Source organism: Flavobacterium sp. DSR3-2, from assembly GCF_049896525.1.
Taxonomy (GTDB): domain Bacteria; phylum Bacteroidota; class Bacteroidia; order Flavobacteriales; family Flavobacteriaceae; genus Flavobacterium.
The window spans coordinates 173,085-191,670 of the sequence record NZ_JAFCUM010000004.1; the positions used below are offsets into that span (position 1 = coordinate 173,085).

Below are 18,586 nucleotides of genomic sequence, written 5' to 3' on the forward strand. Positions count from 1 at the left end.
GGTTTAATACTTAAAATCATAAAATAATGTTAATTAAAAACAGTTATTTTATGAAATGAAAGATTTTATTTTTTCTAAATCTCGGCCAATGATTGCCTTGTTTTCTATTATAACAATCGGTCTTTCAATTAGAATTGGATTAGCAATCATGGCCTGAATAATTTGTTCATTATTCATTTTTTGGTCTTTAAAATTGTCTATCCAGATTTTTTCTTTTTGGCGCACCAATTCAATCGGTTTCATATTCAATTTTTTAATAATAGCAGACAGTTCTTCATAATAAGGCGGGTTTGTCAAATAATTGATGACTTCAAACTCTTTTTCTGATTGTTCTAAAAGTGCGAGACAATTTCTGGATTTTCCGCAGCGTGAATTATGGTATATTTGTATCATGTAATTTGTTTTCAATGGTTGTAAATGCGTTATATAAGTTGTAACAAAAATATATATTTGTAAATCTAATCAGTTGAAAAAGTAAATTAAAAAATATATGTTTATAGAACAAGGTTTAAAATCAGAGAATACGTTTTGGAAATATATTGGCGGTTCAATACTAATCTTTTTTGCTTCTTTGATTGGGCAGATTCCATTTCTTGCCATTTTGCTTTATGAAACAGTATCAAACGGAAAACTGTATCCTAAAAGTAATGAAGCAATTATGCGTTTTTTTGAACCGAATCTGGCCTTGTTTTTGATGCTGATTTCGTTTGTGTTTATTATGCTCGGCATCATTTTGGTGATCCGACGTCTGCACCATCAAACGGTACTTTCCGTAACTACTTCAAGAGCAAAAGTTGACTGGAACCGAATTGTATTTTCATTTTTGATTTGGGCTGCATTTACAATTGTATCCACTTTATTTTTCTATTATTTTAGTCCAAATGACTTTGTATTCAATTTTAAACCTGTTCCATTTGCTATCTTAGCACTAATCGGAATAGTTCTTATTCCGATACAAACCAGTTCCGAAGAATTTATTTTTAGAGGCTATTTGATGCAGGGATTTGCAAATCTTTCAAAAAACAAATGGTTTCCATTACTAATGACTTCGCTGATTTTTGGTGGAATGCACTGGTTTAATCCGGAAGTTGTAAAAATTGGCCCTGTAATTTTGGTTTATTATATTGGCACCGGATTATTTTTGGGAATTATTACCCTTATGGATGAAGGAATGGAGTTAGCGCTGGGATTTCATGCTGCTAATAATTTGGTTGGTGCTTTATTGGTCACTTCGGATTGGTCTGCTTTTCAAACGCATTCTATTTTCAAAGATATTTCAGATCCTTCAGCAGGATTAGATGTTATTTTTCCTGTTGTCATAATTTTCCCGATACTTTTATTTATCTTTAGTAAAAAATACAATTGGAGCGACTGGAAAGAAAAATTGACTGGTAAAATTTAGTTGATTTAAGCTTTAAATAAATAAAAAAAAGACTACTCATGATCACTACAATAACATATCAGAACGTTCATAATCTTTTTAAATTGAACGGTTTTCATTTAGATCGTAATGATTTATGCCGAGTAGCGTACAGTTTTATTAAAGAAGGAAATGAGCATGAAAAGTCTGTGGGCGATTTTATACTCGATTGGTTTGACAATAAATCCTATGTGGAATTCAACACCTCAGGAACGACAGGAGCGCCTAAATTAATCCGAATAGAAAAACAGGCGATGGTTGATTCAGCGATTGCGACGGGTGATTTTTTTGATTTACATCCCGGTGATAAAGCACTGCATTGTTTGCCGACTAAATTCATAGCAGGGAAAATGATGTTTGTAAGGAGTTTTATACTTGGTCTTGATGTAGATTTTGTGGCACCAAGTTCACATCCTTTGATGCTAAATGATACCAAATATGATTTTGCAGCCATGGTTCCTTTGCAAGCGCAAAACTCTTTACCGCAGTTAAATAACGTAAAAAAGATTATTATTGGAGGCGCGAAAATGAATACTGCTCTCGAAAAAGGCCTGTCCAAATTAAAAACTACAGTTTATGAAACTTATGGTATGACTGAAACCATTACTCATATTGCTGCCAAGAAAATAGGAGAACAGGCTTTCTCAGTTTTACCCAATATAAAAATTGCCATTGATGATCGAAACTGCTTAGTAATTGATGCTCCAAAAATTTCAGAAAAATCTATTGTAACGAATGATTTGGTCGAAATAGTTGGCGAAAACCAGTTTGTTTTTTTAGGGAGAATAGATAATGTAATCAATAGCGGCGGAGTTAAATTAATTCCGGAGAAAATAGAACAAAAGTTATCCCATAAAATTAATTCGAGATTTTTTGTAACTGGGATTCAAGATGCTGATTTGGGCGAAAAATTAGTTTTGGTAATTGAAGGTGAAAATCAAACATTAGAAGATACTATTTTTGATGATTTGGATAAATATGAAAAACCAAAAGAAGTATTTTATGTAGCAAAATTTACTGAAACCGAAAATGGCAAGGTGAAAAGAAAAGAAGTACTGGAAAGTATGTAAGCCAATCCATCTGGTGCAATTAATAAAAATTGTGATTAATCGTAAATAATAAAATTAGCTAAATGGGAGTTTAAAAAAAAGAGTTGGATGGCCAATTCTTGGGTTAACATAGCTAGGGTTTTCTCCAATAAAGTGAAACATCGTGAAGAAATAAAAAAAAATATTTGTTTCTATTTGTTCTAAAATAAGAAACTACAACAGCGACCAAATGAAATAAATTAACCCGTTAGGTGTTATTATACTTAAGTTTTAGGAATTACAAATTGTATTGTTAGTATGTAGTGATTTTTTCATTTAGAGGGACGAGAAATCTCATGTCGTGAATTGATAACGTAATTCCTCTTCTGTCGCAATGATAACATTGCGACCTTACATTATTTTTAAACCATTGTACAACAAGGCAATAAATCAGTAATTGTTATAAATATCAAATTTAAAAATCACTTTGTTTATAAAAGCCTTTTTTTAAATTCGATCCTCTTTTGTTTATTGAAAATTAGTTTAAAAATCGATAATTTACTTTAAAGCCAAGACTATTTTCGGCATGGCCAAGAGCTAAAAATTGTGTTAAATTCATTGAAACTCCTAACTTATTTTTATTAGGGCTTAAGTTAAAATAGCGACCCACATACAATCCAGAACATACACCAAATTGTTGATCGCTGGCATATTCCGAAACAAAACCCATTCCTATTTTACCGTCCTCATCCGATAAAACGTAACCAACGCCTGTTTCAGCGCCCCAAAACCAATGCGAATTCATATTGAATTGAATGTTCGGTCTAAGACTAAAAAGGCTGAAATTATTGTGGCTAGCTCTTTCTTGCGTTGTACTTTCAGAAGTAAGAATTCGAGTGTTTTTGCGGATGAATCGGTAGTCATAATCAAATCGGAATCCTAATTCTAATTTCCTTGAAATTATTTTCCCAACTCTTCCATTTAAACCAATTGCCAGTCTGTGTGTCCGATACATTTCGATATGAACCGGTAACGAAGTATTGATTCCCGATTCAAAATAAATAGGTTTTTTTTCTTTTTTTATGCTATTACTATCTAATTTATTTTGTGCCAATGTAGACTGACCTAACAATATCAATATACTAAATAGTAAAACAAAAATCTTTTTCATTTCTTATTCAATTTTAAACTATTAAAATGAATTAGGTTAAGATTTGTTAGTGTTATATAGTCAATGAGGCTGTTTTACTGCTCCAAAGAAGCAGCAACAAAACAGTCCTAAATATACAAAATAATTATTGAAGCAATTGATAATCAGTGTTAAACCTGAATAACACCTAGGTTGAATTTTTTCTCAATCGGGGAGTGATTTGCCGCTTCGATTCCCATTGAAATCCAAGTTCTGGTATCTAAAGGATCGATAATGGCATCTGTCCACAATCGGGATGCAGCATAATAAGGTGAAACTTGTTCATCATATCTAGCTTTTATTTTATCGAACAATTCTTTTTCTTTATCTTCATCCACTACTTCTCCTTTTGCTTTAAGGGAAGAAGCTTCAATCTGTGCCAATACTTTAGCAGCCTGTGTTCCGCCCATAACAGCTAATTCTGCACTTGGCCATGCAAAAATTAATCTGGGATCATACGCTTTTCCACACATCGCATAATTTCCGGCTCCGTATGAATTCCCTACGATAACAGTAAATTTTGGAACAACTGAATTAGATACAGCGTTTACCATTTTGGCACCGTCTTTTATAATTCCTCCATGTTCGGATTTAGATCCAACCATAAATCCGGTAACATCCTGAACGAATACTAATGGGATTTTTTTCTGGTTGCAATTGGCTATGAAACGCGTGGCTTTATCAGCACTATCGGAGTAAATTACGCCTCCAAATTGCATTTCGCCATTTTTAGTTTTCACTACTTTTCGTTGATTGGCAACAATTCCTACTGCCCAACCGTCAATTCTGGCATAACCGGTAATAATGGTTTGACCGTAACCTTCTTTATACGCTTCAAACTCGGAATTATCCACTAAACGATTGATGATTTCCATCATATCGTATTGTTCATTTCTGGCTTTTGGCAAAATACCATAGATTTCCTTTTCATCAAGCGCTGGTTTTTCCGCTTTAATTCGGCTGTATCCGGCTTTATCAAAATCACCTATTTTGTCAACTATGTTTTTTATTTTGTCTAATGCGTCTTTGTCATCTTTAGCTTTGTAATCTATAACACCTGAAATTTCACAATGTGTTGTTGCTCCGCCCAAAGTTTCGTTATCAATGCTTTCGCCAATGGCCGCTTTAACCAAATAGCTTCCTGCCAAAAATATACTTCCCGTTTTATCCACTATCATTGCTTCATCGCTCATAATTGGCAGGTAGGCACCACCTGCAACACAACTTCCCATAACGGCAGCAATTTGGGTAATTCCCATGCTGCTCATTTGAGCATTGTTTCTGAAAATGCGTCCAAAATGTTCTTTGTCCGGGAAAATCTCATCTTGTAAAGGCAAATAAACTCCGGCACTATCTACCAAGTAGATTATTGGAAGACGATTCTCCATTGCGATTTCCTGTGCGCGTAAATTTTTCTTAGCCGTTATCGGAAACCAAGCTCCTGCTTTTACAGTGGCATCATTAGCCACTACAATACATTGTTTTCCTCGGATGTATCCTATTTTTACAACAACGCCACCTGATGGGCAGCCACCGTGTTCGGCATACATTCCTTCACCAACAAATGCCCCAATTTCAATACTTTTCGCTTTTGGATCCAATAAATAATCGATTCGTTCGCGTGCGGTCATTTTGCCTTCGCCATGTAATTTTTGAATGCGTTTTTCGCCGCCGCCTAATTTAACTACGCTTAATTTTTGACGCAATGCGGAAAGTAAAAGTTTATTGTGGTCTTCGTTTTTGTTGAAGTTCAAATCCATGATGAAATAATATTAAAAAAGTTTGCGTCAAAAATACAAAATCCAACGAAATAAATTTTATTAATTTAAATCGTATATAATGATAATTGAATATATTTTTACTAATAAAACCAAAAAACAGAAATAAACTCCTGTTTTTTACGAATTTAATAAAAAAGAGAAAGTTTATTTTTTGGATTCTTTTACAAGTCTTTTCAAAATTGCCCATTGTTTCAATGCATCTCGAGCCTCTACAGCCGGATAACCCAACATGGTTTTTCCGGCAGGGATATCTCCTGTTACACCGGAACCGGCACCTACAATAGCACCATCACCTATAGTGGTATGGTCTTTTATGGAAGCGCTTCCGCCAATAATAACGCCGTTTCCTAATGTTACTGAACCGGCAAGTCCACTATTTCCGGCCATTATACAAAATTTACCTAATTTGCTGTTATGACCTATTTGGACCAAATTATCAATTTTGCAACCGTCACCCAAAACAGTAGAACTGAATTTTCCTCTATCAATACAGGTATTGGCACCGATTTCGACATTATTGCCTATAATTACGTTTCCAATTTGCGGAATTTTTACCAAACCTCTCTGTGGATCCGGACGAAAACCAAAACCATCTGCGCCAATAGTTGCATTGGGATGTATAATGCAGTCGTTTCCTATTTGACAACGTTCTCTAATAACTGATCCTGACCAAATCACAGTGTTTTTTCCTATCGTTGATTCATCTAAAATGGTTACATTAGGATAAATAGTAGAATAATCACCAATAATGACTTTAGGACCTATGTAGCATCCTGCACCAATTCGGGCACCATTACAAATAGTTGCAGTTTCGTCTATTGTTGCGCTTGGATGAATATCGACTCTAAATAGTGGAGTTGGAGGTGCAAAAAGATCTAATATTTGAGACATTGCTAAATCAGCATTTTTTACTTTTATAAAAGCCCTTTCTTTTCCGGGTTGTATGGCAATATCCTCGTTGACAACTGCGACACAGGCTTTTGATGCTGACCAAAATTTTTCGTATTTTTTATTTCCAATAAATGAAATTTCAGATTCATTAGCGGCCTCAAGTTGTTCAGGTGCAATGATACGTTGAAAAGTATTCCCGACTATTTCTCCCTGTAGTATCTCATTTATTTCTTGAATGGTGTAGGATTTCATTACGTAGATATAGGATTTTGTTATTAAATATTTTTCAAATAAAAGAATTTAGGGTTGAAATTCCTAATCCTATCAATTTCTTTAACACTCAGAATATGTACGACTAACGTTGCAGTTAAAATTCATTTTATCAAATGGTTGTAATTAATTTTACAGCAAAAAACCGATACTTAATTAAAAGTATCGGCTAATTTTTATTTATTTGATTCGAATTTTATGATTTGACAATCATTTTTCCTTTGTTTTCTCCTTTAAATAAACCAAGTAAGGCAGCAGGTAATTGATCAAAACCATCTACTATTGTTTCTGTGAATTTTAATTTTCCTTCATTTACCCATTTTGATAAATGAGCAATTCCTTCTGGAAAGTCTTTTTGAAAATTACTAATGATAAAACCCTGCATTAATACACTTCGGGTTAATAACAACGGTTGAATCCGGGGCCCCATAGGAATTTCAGCACTATTGTATAAAGAAATTTGCCCACACAGCACAATTCTAGCGTGAAAATTCAGGTTTTGGATTACCGCATCAGAAATGCTTCCGCCCACATTGTCAAAATAGACGTCAACTCCATTTGGGCATAAATTAGCTATTGCGGAGTTTATATCGGTGGTTATTTTATAGTTGATGACATCGTCATAACCAAATTTTTCTTTTAACATTGTTGCTTTTTCATCAGAACCAGCAATTCCGATTACACGGGCTCCATGGATTTTTGCAATTTGGCCAACTACAATTCCAACGGCCCCTGCTGCTCCTGAAACTACAACAGTTTCACCTGCTTTTGGTTTACCAATGTGTAGGAGACCAAAATAAGCGGTTAATCCGGTCATTCCCAATATTCCTAAATAATACGTCAAGGATTCGACTGTTGATTCAATTTTTTGCAGATTTTTATCCGAAGCAATCATTTTTTCGCTCCAAGGCAAACCTCCCAGTACAACATCTCCCGTTTTAAAAAGATCAGATTTTGATTCCAATACAGTTGCTAGAACTCCTCCCTCTATGGCTTTGTTTAATTCAAATTGAGGTACATAAGACTTTCCTTCATTCATTCGTCCACGCATGTAAGGATCTACGGAGTAATACATTCCTTGCAACAGTAATTCGCCCTGTTCCAGTGCATCTAATTCTATATTTTCAAATCTAAAATCATTCAATATTGGACTTCCATTAGGTCTCGCTGCAAGCACGATTTGTTTAGTTGTCATAATTGTCATTTTTAACAGTAAGCATTTTATATATTTATAAAAGCCAAAGCCTATCTATTCTACTAATTTAAAATTAGTAATATAATAATTAGGCTTTGGATAATCAATAATTACTAGAACGGATCAGATAATCCAATTACACGAATTAATTTTTTATTTACAAATTCATGAATTCCAATTTCTGAAAGTTCTCTACCATAACCTGAACCTTTGGTTCCACCAAAAGGCAGATCGGTTTGTGTCCAAGTTGGGTGATTGATAAATATCATTCCAGAATCAATTTGATCTGCAACTCGTTTTCCACGTTCAATATCTTGTGTGAATATGGAACCTCCCAAACCAAAATCAGAATCATTTGCCAATATAATTGCTTCCGCTTCGTCTTTTACTCTGTAAAAAGAGGAAACTGGACCAAATAATTCCTCGTGATAAGCAGGAATTTCTGGGTTTAAATCAGATAAAATAGTAGGCTCCATATATGCTCCCGGTCCATTTACCCGTTTGCCTCCTAACAAAACAGTGGCTCCGGCTGCAACGGATCTTTCTACTTGATCTAACAAGTGTAATAAAGCTTCTTCACTACTTAAAGGGCCTAATTCTGTGGCTGGATCCATTGGATCACCCACTTTTAATTGTGCTAATTTAGCGGTATATTTTTCGATAAATTCATCGGCAATAGCCTCAACAGCAATAATTCTTTTAGAGGCAATACAGCTTTGTCCATTGTTGTTCATTCTACCTACGACGGCCCATTCAACTGTTTTATCTATATCGGCATCTTCTAAAACAATAAAGGCATCATTACCTCCTAATTCTAACACTGATTTTTTAAGGTTTTTTCCCGCTTCTGCAGCTAAACTCGCACCAGCGGCTTCACTGCCGGTAAGCGAAACTCCTTTAATTCGTTTGTCAGAAACTAGGGTTGAGACTTTTTTTCCTGATAATAACAAATTGGTATATAATCCAACTGGCGCTTTAGCCTCTTTAAATAAATCCTCAATTGCAACGGCACATTGAGGAACCATGGAAGCATGTTTTAGTAAGATGGTGTTTCCAACCATAATATTTGGCGCAATGAAACGCGCCACTTGATAAAAAGGAAAATTCCAAGGTTGCACTCCTAGTAAAACTCCAATTGGACTTGATCTAATAAAGGCTTCACCAAATTCAGGTTCTAACTTTTTATCGGCTAAAAATGTTTCGCCATTTTTAGCGTAATATTCTAAAATATTGGCACTTAATTCTACTTCACCTACAGCCTGGGAAAATATTTTTCCCATTTCAAGGGTAATTAATGTGGCTAGGGCTGTTTTTTTCTCTCGCATTAGTGATGCGACTTTGTTTAAAACAGCTGCTCTCTCGGGATAAGATGTTTTTTTCCATTCATGAAAAGTAATATCGGACTGTTCAAGAGATTGTTCTACTTGTTTATCTGTCATTTCTTCAAATGATTTCACTACTTTATTGGTTGCGGGATTAATTGTTTGTATTGACATAATTTTATGTTTAAAAAAGATTACTAATTTGGAATCAGCCAAAATAAATTTAGTATGCAAAACACATTATTTTAGCGTATGTAATGTTCAGTAATTAATTAATTGAATTTTGAAAAAGTATATTTTTATTTTTTGAAAAGTAAATTTGTTTTAATTTTTGTTAACTAATTATTGAATAACAAAGATAAAAAGATGACAAAGAATGGGACTTACACAATTTCCACATTAACTTTTTTTTATGTTTAAAGTTAACCCGTTGGGTGTAATTCAATTTGTTTAATTTTTTAATCACGCAGAAACACAGATTTTAAAATTATGTGTGGCGTTGAATTTTTTAGAGAAAACCATAGCTACGTGAATCCAAGAATTAGGCTAACCCACTTTTTTTTCTGTGTTTCTATGTGGTTCAATTTTTTATGTAAGATTAATTGAAATTTTTATTTATTACACGCAACGGGTTAAAGTTAGTATAATCAGGACACTTTTTTAAACAGTATTTTTGCTCGTCTAAGTAATTATACTTAGTGATGAATATTGCAAACTTTTGCTTTTTATTTAAATCTTTAAAGACAATTCGGACGCTATAAAAAAACAAATCCTACCGGTTTTGAAGCTAGTAGGATTTGTTTTTATTTATGTTTAAAGGGAAATACTCAATGCAAATTATTCCTCTGCTTTTTGTCCCATCATCATCAAATAGGCTTTCAGGAATTCATCAATTTCTCCATTCATAACGCCGTCAACGTTACTGGTTTCGTAACCGGTACGAACATCTTTGACTAACTTGTAGGGTTGCATCACGTAATTCCTGATTTGGGATCCCCATTCTATTTTCATTTTTCCGGCTTCAATATCAGCGCGTTGTGCCTGTTTCTTTTTTAACTCAATTTCATATAATTGAGAGCGTAACATTTGCATGGCGCGTTGTCTGTTATCTTGTTGCGAACGCGTTTCGGAACATTGAATTTGAATTCCGGTTGGTTTGTGAAACAATTGTACTTTAGTTTCCACCTTATTAACATTTTGTCCACCTGCACCACTGGATCTCGAAGTGGTTATCTCGATATCAGCAGGATTAATCTCAATTTCGATGCTATCATCTACTAACGGATACACATAAACGGATGCAAATGAAGTATGACGTTTAGCATTACTATCAAATGGAGAAATACGCACCAATCGATGAACGCCGTTTTCTCCTTTTAGATATCCGAAAGAATAATCGCCTTCAAATTCGAGTGTTACGGTTTTTATACCTGCTGCTTCTCCTTTCTGGAAATTCAGTTCTTTTATTTTAAAGCCATATTTTTCGCCCCACATCATGTACATTCTCATCAGCATCTCTGCCCAATCACAACTTTCTGTTCCTCCTGCGCCGGCGGTTATTTGTACTACAGCACTCAAAGTATCACCTTCATCAGAAAGCATATTCTTGAATTCGATGGCTTCAATATGAGCTTGAGTAGCGATATAATGTTCGTCTAATTCTTCTCCGGTAAGTTCACCTTCTTTGTAAAAATCGTAAGCGAGTTGCAATTCAGCGGTCATTTCGACCGCTTTATTGTAATCTTCAATCCACTTTTTCTTGTTTCGAAGGTTTTTTACAATTTGTTCCGCTTCTTTTGTATTGTTCCAAAAATCAGGCGCAAAAGTTTTTTCTTCTTCATTTGAAATCTCAATTAACTTGGCATCAACGTCAAAGATACCTCCTCAACGCACCAAGGCGCTCTACAATACCTTTAATTTGTTCGGTAGTTGTCATAAAATTATATTAATTTGATAGATCTGTTTTCAATATTTATCAAAAATTCCGTTCTGTACTACAATTAGTTTAGTTTTAACGGAACTAGTTGGAATTAACAAACGGTATTGTGTAAATTTGTGGCACAAAAGTAAAAAAAATTTACGCAGGGACAAGTCGTGACTTCTCCTTATCAACAATAAAAAATAATATGGAAATAAATTTAGTTAGCGATACGATCACAAAACCTTCACGCGAAATGTTGGTACACATGCTAAATGCTGAGGTAGGAGATGATGTTTACAAACAAGATCCTACCGTTATTGAACTTGAAGCCAAAGTTGCTGAAATGTTTGGAATGGAAGCAGGACTTTTTTTTCCTTCGGGGACGATGGCGAACCAAACGGCAATAAAATTGCATACACAGCCTGGAGAACAATTGATTGCCGACAAATATGCGCACGTCTATCATTATGAAGGTGGTGGTGTTTCGTTCAACAGCGGTGTTTCTTGTTGCTTATTAGACGGAAATCGAGGTATGATAACTGCAGAACAAGTGGCGGGAGCTATCAATGATCCAGAATTTTACCACAGTCCGTTAACAAGTTTAGTTTGTGTCGAAAACACAACTAATAAAGGCGGTGGCGCTTGTTATGAACTAGAAGATTTAAAAGCAATAAAGGCGGTTTGTGATGCCAATAATTTAAAATTTCACCTTGATGGTGCCCGAATCTGGAATGCTTTGATAGCCAAAAATCAAGACCCAAAAGCATTTGGTAAATTATTCGACACTATTTCTGTTTGTTTGTCAAAAGGTTTGGGAGCACCAATTGGTTCCGTTCTGTTGGGTGATAAAGCCACAATTCACAGAGCGTTACGCATCCGAAAGATTTTAGGTGGCGGAATGCGTCAAGTAGGTTATTTGGCGGCAGCCGGAATATATGCTTTAGATAACAATGTAGAACGGCTTGCTGAAGATCATCGAAGAGCTAAAGAAATTGGAGAAGTTTTGAAAAAGGTAAGCTGGGTTGCATCAGTAGAGCCGGTTGAAACTAATATTTTGATTTTCTCTTTGGTTCCAAATTGTATCGAAAAGAATTTAATTGAATTGTTGAAACAAAAAAATATTTTAATTAGTTCCATGGGCCATGGAAAACTGAGAATTGTTACACATCTTGATTATAAAGAAGTTATGCATACGTATGTTTTGGAAACGCTGCAAAAACTGGTTTAAAAAAAGTTATATGTTATGAATTATGAATTTCTCAAATTGTCAAAACTCATAATTCATAACTTATAATTCATAATTACTTAAACAAATTATCCATACCCGGAATCATTGGCATATCCATTTTTGCAACAGCATCAAGTTCTGCCTCATTGGTTTTAGTCGCTTTTTCAATCGCTTTATTCATTACTAAAATCATGTAATCCTCTAGTTGTTCTTTATCTTCTAACAATGAGTCGTCAATAGTGATTGATTTTATAGTTCTGTTCGCTGTCAGCGTTACTTTCAATAAGCCATCAGTACTTTGTTCGTCAATAAGAACCGTATCCAAGCGTTTTTTTGTGTCTTCTATTTTTTGTTGGGTTTCTTTTAGTTTTCCCATCATTCCCATTAAATCCATGTTTTAATTTTTTAAATTAATTTGAATTACAAAATTACTATATTGCATAGTCATAATCAATAAAATATTCATGAAAAATAAACTCATCCTAAGTTGTCTTTGTGTTATTTTTGCACCATCAATTACTAAAATTAAAGCACAACAAATGTTAAAAAATATTTCTACTCCAGTAGCTAAAATAATTCCAAAAACTTTAGAAAAACACAACGAAAAACGTGTTGACAATTATTTCTGGCTGAACGATAGAGAAAATCCGGATGTCATTGATTATTTGAATCAGGAAAATACCTATTATGACGCCATGACTGCGGATACGAAGGGTTTTCAAAAAGAATTATACGAAGAAATGAAAGCCCGAATCAAGGAAGACGACCAATCAGTTCCTTATTTGTACAATGGCTATTATTACATTACCCGTTTTGAAACTGGAAAAGATTATCCTATCTACTCCAGAAAAAAAGGAAGTCTTGCCGCAAATGAGGAAATTTTATTCAATTGTAATGACTTGGCCAAAGGACAAACCTACTTTCAATTGGGAGGTTTAAGTGTGAGTCCGGATAATAAATTTGCGAGTTTTGGAATTGATACCGTAGGAAGACGTATTTACACGATACAAATCAAAAACTTGGAAACAGGAGAAATTTTTTCGGATAAGATTGAAAATGCTACCGGAAGTTCCGTTTGGGCAAATGATAATAAAACGATCTTTTACACCCGACAAGACAAAGTAACGTTGCGCTCTGATAAAGTGTTCAAACATAAGTTAGCGACAGATTCAGCTGCTGATGTATTGGTTTTTAATGAAAAAGACGATACGTTTAACGTTTCAGTGGGAAAGGAAAAATCAAAAAAATACATTGTTATAGGTTCCGGAAGTACATTAACAACCGAGTACAGAATTTTAAATTCAGATGATCCGGATGGAGAATTTGTGGTTTTTCAACCAAGAGTTCGCGGATTGGAATACAGTATTTCTCATTTTGGAGATTCTTTTTATATCTTGACCAATAAGGATAAAGCGACTAACTTTAAGTTGATGAAAACTCCTGAAAACAGTACTACAAAAGAAAATTGGAAAGATGTAATTTCGCACCGAACAGACGTTTTATTAGAAGATATTGAAATTTTCAGGAACTATTTGGTTGTCGAGGAACGTTCCAATGGTTTGAATCACATTCGCATCATGCCGTGGAGTGGGGAAGGGGAGTATTATTTGCCTTTTGGCAGTGAAACCTACAATGCATACACGACTACAAATGTTGATTTTGACACTGATATTTTGCGTTACAGCTATCAATCATTGGCTACACCATCTTCGATTATGGATTTTAATATGAAAACCAAAGAGAAAGAAATCATGAAAGAGCAACAGGTTCTTGGTGGAAAATTTGATAAAAATAATTACATCGAAGAACGTGTTTGGGCCACTGCAACTGATGGAACCAAAGTGCCAATTTCAATGGTGTACAAAAAAGGATTAAAAAAAGACGGAAATAATCCCGTCTTGCTTTATGCGTATGGCTCTTACGGAGTTACGATGGATACGTACTTTTCATCAACACGTCTGTCTATTTTGGACCGTGGTTTTGTTTTTGCAATAGCACACATTCGCGGTGGCGAAGATTTAGGAAGACAATGGTATGAAGACGGAAAATTATTGAAAAAGAAAAATACATTCACTGATTTTATTGATTGTTCCAAGTTTTTAATTCAGGAAAAGTTCACTTCACCAAAGCATTTATATGCCGAAGGCGGTTCAGCAGGGGGTTTGTTGATGGGAGCAGTAGTCAATATGGCACCGGAATTGTACAAAGGAGTGATTGCTCAAGTGCCTTTTGTGGATGTAATAACCACGATGCTTGATGACACTATACCGCTCACAACTGGAGAATATGATGAGTGGGGAAATCCAAACGAGAAAAAATCATATGATTACATGTTATCGTATTCGCCTTATGATAACGTAAAAGCTCAAAAGTATCCTAATATGTTTGTTTCCACCGGACTTCACGACTCGCAAGTACAGTATTGGGAACCTGCAAAGTGGGTTGCTAAACTACGAACTCTAAAAACAAATGATACTGTTTTGTACCTAAATACTAACATGGATGCGGGTCACGGTGGTGCTTCCGGTCGATTTGAAGCCCTAAAGGAATTAGCAAAGGAATATAGTTTTTTATTAGATTTAGAAGGAATTAAAAACTAATTAGATTTTTTTTGTTAAATTTGTAACTTTCGTGGTCTGATTACAAATTGGTACGACTAACTATTTTTTTATGAAAAAAGAAATAACTGCTTGTAATAATGTTTTAGAATTAATAGGTAATACTCCACTTATTAAGCTAAATAAAGTTACTAAAGATTTAAAAGGAAATTTTTACGCGAAAGTAGAAGCTTTTAATCCAGGACATTCCTCAAAAGATAGAATAGCATTATACATAATTAAAGAAGCTGAAAAGAGAGGTGTTTTATCTCCTGGCGACACGATAATTGAAACAACTTCCGGTAATACGGGTTTTAGTTTAGCAATGGTCAGTATTATAAAAGGATACAACTGCATTCTTGCGGTTAGTTCCAAATCATCTAAAGACAAAATAGACATGCTTCGAAGCTTAGGCGCTAAAGTGTATGTTTGTCCTGCCCACGTATCTGCTGATGATGAACGTTCTTATTATAATGTAGCCAAACGTTTGCACGAAGAAACGAAAGGCTCGATTTATATCAATCAATATTTTAATGAGTTGAATGTTGATGCGCATTATAAATCTACCGGTCCGGAAATTTGGAAACAAACTAATGGTGCAATTACGCACTTAATTGCCTGTAGTGGAACAGGAGGAACCATTTCTGGTACTGCAAAATACTTAAAAGAACAAAATCCAAATATTAGAATTCTTGGCGTGGATGCTTTTGGTTCTGTATTGAAGAAATACCATGAGACAAGAGAATTCGATAATGATGAGATTTATCCATACAGAATTGAAGGCTTGGGTAAAAATTTAATTCCATCCGCAACGGATTTTGATATTATTGATAAGTTCATGAAAGTGACGGATGAGGAAAGCGCTCATGCTGCAAGAGAAATCACCAGAAAAGAAGGTTTATTTGTAGGGTATACATCAGGAGCAGTAATGCAAGCGATAAGACAATATGCTGAAGAAGGTGAATTTGACGAAAATAGTAATGTAATCGCAATTTTCCCGGATCATGGTTCTCGTTACATGAGTAAAGTATTTAGCGATGATTGGATGAATGAACAAGGTTTCTTTGATAGCATCAACGAAGAAGAAGTTCAAAAAATTGAAATGATAAAATAAGTTAAAAATTATACATAAATAAAAAAGTCCCACTTGCTTTTGCGAATGGGACTTTTTTATTGAATACAAAGATAAACACTTTTTAATTTAATCCAATAATTCAGAATTATTAAGTATCAATTCAATTTTTTTAATAGTGATTGTGATCTGACTCATTTGTAATTCTATATTTCTAAAAAAAAGACTGATATCTCTACTGACCCAACTTTCAGAAATAACTCTTGCGCCCAAACTAATTCTTAATATAGCACTTTCAATTTCAGTAGTATATTTGACATTAACTGCTTGACCAATATGACATTTTTGGGCAGCAAGTCGAATAATTTCTAATGAAGAACCTTCAAACTGATCGGATAAATCAGAATTTAATAAGGTATACAATTTTTTTACTTTATCAACAGTTAAGACCTCATTGTTTTTAAAAATAAAGAAAGGAAAAATTGTACGGATGTTTCTTATTCCAAATTCTTTACTGCTAAAGCTCTTTGTTTTTGTTTCATCACTATAAATAGGCATTAAAAATGTGGCCTCTTTTATGGAGTCATCAACAAAATTGCAAAACATCTCAATACCCATATTGCGATATAATATAGGTGTTTTGTAATACCTGTCCATTTCAACAACGGCAGCATTCCAGCGCATATAAGAACCATAGTTATATCCGTCAGATAATTCATTGGAACAAAACCATGAAGTCGGCCAATCAGAACTGTTGTAATATTTGTTTAAGCCTTTTGGTAATGTGTTTTTTACAGATTGAATTAATTTATTGACACTTTGAGGTAAAATTAATGCACCGCAGTATGGAGGGCCAGTGAAGAATTTACTCCCCGTTATGGTAACAATATATCCTTTATTTAAATAATTTTGTATGTCTTTTGGATCTAATCTCAATTGCGATCCATCAACAATTATTTGAATTGATAAGTTTTCAAGTCTATTTAATTTTTTTATAAATTCGTCACTAGGAGATTGATACCCTAATTTTGATTGGTCCATAGTATGTAATACTATATGCCTGCCTTGATTTTTGGTCCTTGTAACGGCATCGAATACTTCCTCATCTAATTGAGCAGAAGTTTTTAATGCGCCATTTTGATCTCTAAAAGGGATTTGTACTAAATCAACATCTCTAAAACCTTCAATTTTAGCATCTTTTTCAATTGGATAATTTAAAGCAGTAGTATTTTCAAAATGACATCCCTTTAAAGCCGCAGCTACACCGCTACCAGTTTCATCAGAGGCCACTAAAATATGTGTGATTTCTTTATTGGAAATAATTTGCGTTATAGCTGCTATTTGAAGTGAAGAATCAGTACCTGATGGTGAAAAAATTATTTCACATTCCTCATTTAATCTGAATATTTTTCTAAGGTTATTTTTTAGTAATTCAGAAAACTCGATAGTAGTATTTTTAAAACCATTTTTCAAGCTATTTCTAATTAATATACTTCTCACTTTATCTGTTTTATCAAAAGCAAAATTAGAAACGCTAGACGCCGTAGATGAAGCAAAAGTAAATGCATCAGGTCTGGGGAACGGACGACATCCGTATTTGTTTAGCAAATGAATTTCATCGATATTCAAACGAAGATCTCCTCCAGACATCAACATATATTCTGTAGGTTTTGCAAGATTTTCGACAATAGTTTTCCAAGATTCTTTAAGTTCAGTGTTCGAATTTTTTAAACCATGAAATGATTGGAGTTCTTCGTTTATTAATGAAGATTCAGTATTTAAATCGATATCATTTTTAATTAAATTAATTAGAACATAATCAAGATTTTCTAATTTTTCTTTATCATCTTTAGGTAGTAAATTATAAAATATTCGAGTTACTTCAAGAGCTGCAATATCGCATAAAACTACATCTTGTTTTTCGGTATTCAAAGCTTTGTACCATAGCTGCCACTCGATTCCATATCTTAAATAGACTAAAGCTAAAATGGGTTTACTCAAAAAGGATGAACCAATTATAATTGATTTGTTGGGTACAATTTTGAAAATAGTAGGCTCACTAGTTGAGGTGATAATATTGATATTATTTATCTTTGGTACGGTATTAAATCTTTTTAAAACGCGAACTAAATAGTTTACATTTTCTTTTTCAAATAAACTTGTTCTTTTATATTGATTTTCAATCAGGATGTTGTTTGTCATATGTATTATAATTTTATACGTTCCTTGGAACGACATTCTGTATTAGGAATATTTAGCTAATTAACAAAACGTATTTGATTACGGAATAAATTTTGTAAAAAATCGTCACAAAAACTAAATTTTTTTTAAGCATTTTTTGTCTCAAATAAGGAAATTTAGTTTGTAAAATAATTGTGCTCCCAATAGTTTTATGTATCGCTTGTTTTTAAGGCTTTACATTTAGTAAAAGTCAGCAAATGTAAGAAACTTGACAGCAGTAAAAAAGATATCAAAAAATACTCTTTTGCTAAATTTTCTGTCTTTCATCTTAGTCCGATATTTAAACTGTATTGATATAATAATTTAGAGGTAAAAGCTTATTAAAAAATTGTATCGATATAAATTAATTTATTATAAGAAAACTTGATAGAAAGGGACAGGCAAGAAGGCAAACACATAATTATAAGTAATTATCTACTTTATGTTTAAAA

At 33.8% G+C, this 18,586-nt stretch carries 14 protein-coding genes; 5 read left to right on the top strand and 9 right to left on the bottom strand.

From position 1 onward, the window contains the following. Positions 1–48: 48 nt before the first annotated feature. On the bottom strand, positions 49–393 hold the full coding sequence (arsC, locus tag ACP7AV_RS07700; RefSeq protein WP_426091444.1) for an arsenate reductase (glutaredoxin): 345 nt from the start codon (positions 391–393) through the stop codon (positions 49–51). Between the two features lie 97 nt (positions 394–490). Here arsC and ACP7AV_RS07705 point away from each other — a divergent pair, with 97 nt between their 5' ends. After that, positions 491–1,402, top strand: a complete 912-nt coding sequence (locus ACP7AV_RS07705) for a CPBP family intramembrane glutamic endopeptidase (RefSeq protein WP_426091445.1) — start codon at positions 491–493, stop codon at positions 1,400–1,402. A gap of 38 nt (positions 1,403–1,440) precedes the next feature. Continuing rightward, positions 1,441–2,490, top strand: a complete 1,050-nt coding sequence (locus ACP7AV_RS07710; protein ID WP_426091446.1) for an AMP-binding protein — start codon at positions 1,441–1,443, stop codon at positions 2,488–2,490. A gap of 496 nt (positions 2,491–2,986) precedes the next feature. Here the strand turns inward: ACP7AV_RS07710 and ACP7AV_RS07715 are convergent, their stop codons facing one another. The 6 genes from ACP7AV_RS07715 to prfB form a co-directional block, all read right to left on the bottom strand. Next, positions 2,987–3,619, bottom strand: a complete 633-nt coding sequence (locus ACP7AV_RS07715) for a hypothetical protein (protein ID WP_426091447.1) — start codon at positions 3,617–3,619, stop codon at positions 2,987–2,989. Between the two features lie 149 nt (positions 3,620–3,768). Further along, the gene (locus ACP7AV_RS07720; protein WP_426063972.1) at positions 3,769–5,397 is read right to left on the bottom strand and encodes an acyl-CoA carboxylase subunit beta; all 1,629 of its coding nucleotides are present in this window, start codon (positions 5,395–5,397) and stop codon (positions 3,769–3,771) included. A gap of 165 nt (positions 5,398–5,562) precedes the next feature. Beyond that, a complete protein-coding gene (lpxD, locus tag ACP7AV_RS07725; RefSeq protein ID WP_426091448.1) occupies positions 5,563–6,561 on the bottom strand; it encodes a UDP-3-O-(3-hydroxymyristoyl)glucosamine N-acyltransferase in 999 nt (332 codons plus the stop codon). Between the two features lie 214 nt (positions 6,562–6,775). After that, positions 6,776–7,774 (bottom strand): NADP-dependent oxidoreductase, encoded by a 999-nt coding sequence (locus tag ACP7AV_RS07730; RefSeq protein ID WP_426091449.1) that lies wholly within the window; start codon positions 7,772–7,774, stop codon positions 6,776–6,778. A 113-nt stretch (positions 7,775–7,887) separates the two neighbouring features. Further along, positions 7,888–9,270 carry an NAD-dependent succinate-semialdehyde dehydrogenase gene (locus ACP7AV_RS07735; RefSeq protein WP_426091450.1) on the bottom strand — a complete coding sequence of 461 codons (1,383 nt, stop codon included), beginning with the start codon at positions 9,268–9,270 and terminating at the stop codon, positions 7,888–7,890. Positions 9,271–9,933: 663 nt separating this feature from the next. Then, positions 9,934–11,032 (bottom strand): peptide chain release factor 2 gene (prfB, locus tag ACP7AV_RS07740; RefSeq protein ID WP_426091451.1). Its coding sequence is split into 2 segments (ribosomal slippage): positions 9,934–10,968 and positions 10,970–11,032, totalling 1,098 coding nucleotides; the frame shifts between segments, so codons are not numbered across the junction. 190 nt (positions 11,033–11,222) lie between these two features. Between prfB and ACP7AV_RS07745 the strand changes: the two genes are divergently transcribed. Then, on the top strand, positions 11,223–12,245 hold the full coding sequence (locus ACP7AV_RS07745; protein WP_426091452.1) for a threonine aldolase family protein: 1,023 nt from the start codon (positions 11,223–11,225) through the stop codon (positions 12,243–12,245). Between the two features lie 73 nt (positions 12,246–12,318). On the opposite strand, the gene ACP7AV_RS07750 is transcribed toward ACP7AV_RS07745, so the two are convergent. Next, a complete protein-coding gene (locus ACP7AV_RS07750; protein WP_091205600.1) occupies positions 12,319–12,639 on the bottom strand; it encodes a YbaB/EbfC family nucleoid-associated protein in 321 nt (106 codons plus the stop codon). 70 nt (positions 12,640–12,709) lie between these two features. Between ACP7AV_RS07750 and ACP7AV_RS07755 the strand changes: the two genes are divergently transcribed. Together ACP7AV_RS07755 and ACP7AV_RS07760 are read left to right on the top strand one after the other, a co-directional pair. After that, positions 12,710–14,845 (top strand): S9 family peptidase, encoded by a 2,136-nt coding sequence (locus ACP7AV_RS07755; RefSeq protein ID WP_426091453.1) that lies wholly within the window; start codon positions 12,710–12,712, stop codon positions 14,843–14,845. A 70-nt stretch (positions 14,846–14,915) separates the two neighbouring features. Continuing rightward, positions 14,916–15,956 carry a PLP-dependent cysteine synthase family protein gene (locus tag ACP7AV_RS07760; protein WP_426091454.1) on the top strand — a complete coding sequence of 347 codons (1,041 nt, stop codon included), beginning with the start codon at positions 14,916–14,918 and terminating at the stop codon, positions 15,954–15,956. 87 nt (positions 15,957–16,043) lie between these two features. Here ACP7AV_RS07760 and ACP7AV_RS07765 read toward each other — a convergent pair whose 3' ends face one another. Then, the gene (locus ACP7AV_RS07765) at positions 16,044–18,116 is read right to left on the bottom strand and encodes a hypothetical protein (protein WP_426091455.1); all 2,073 of its coding nucleotides are present in this window, start codon (positions 18,114–18,116) and stop codon (positions 16,044–16,046) included. Positions 18,117–18,586 lie beyond the last annotated feature (470 nt).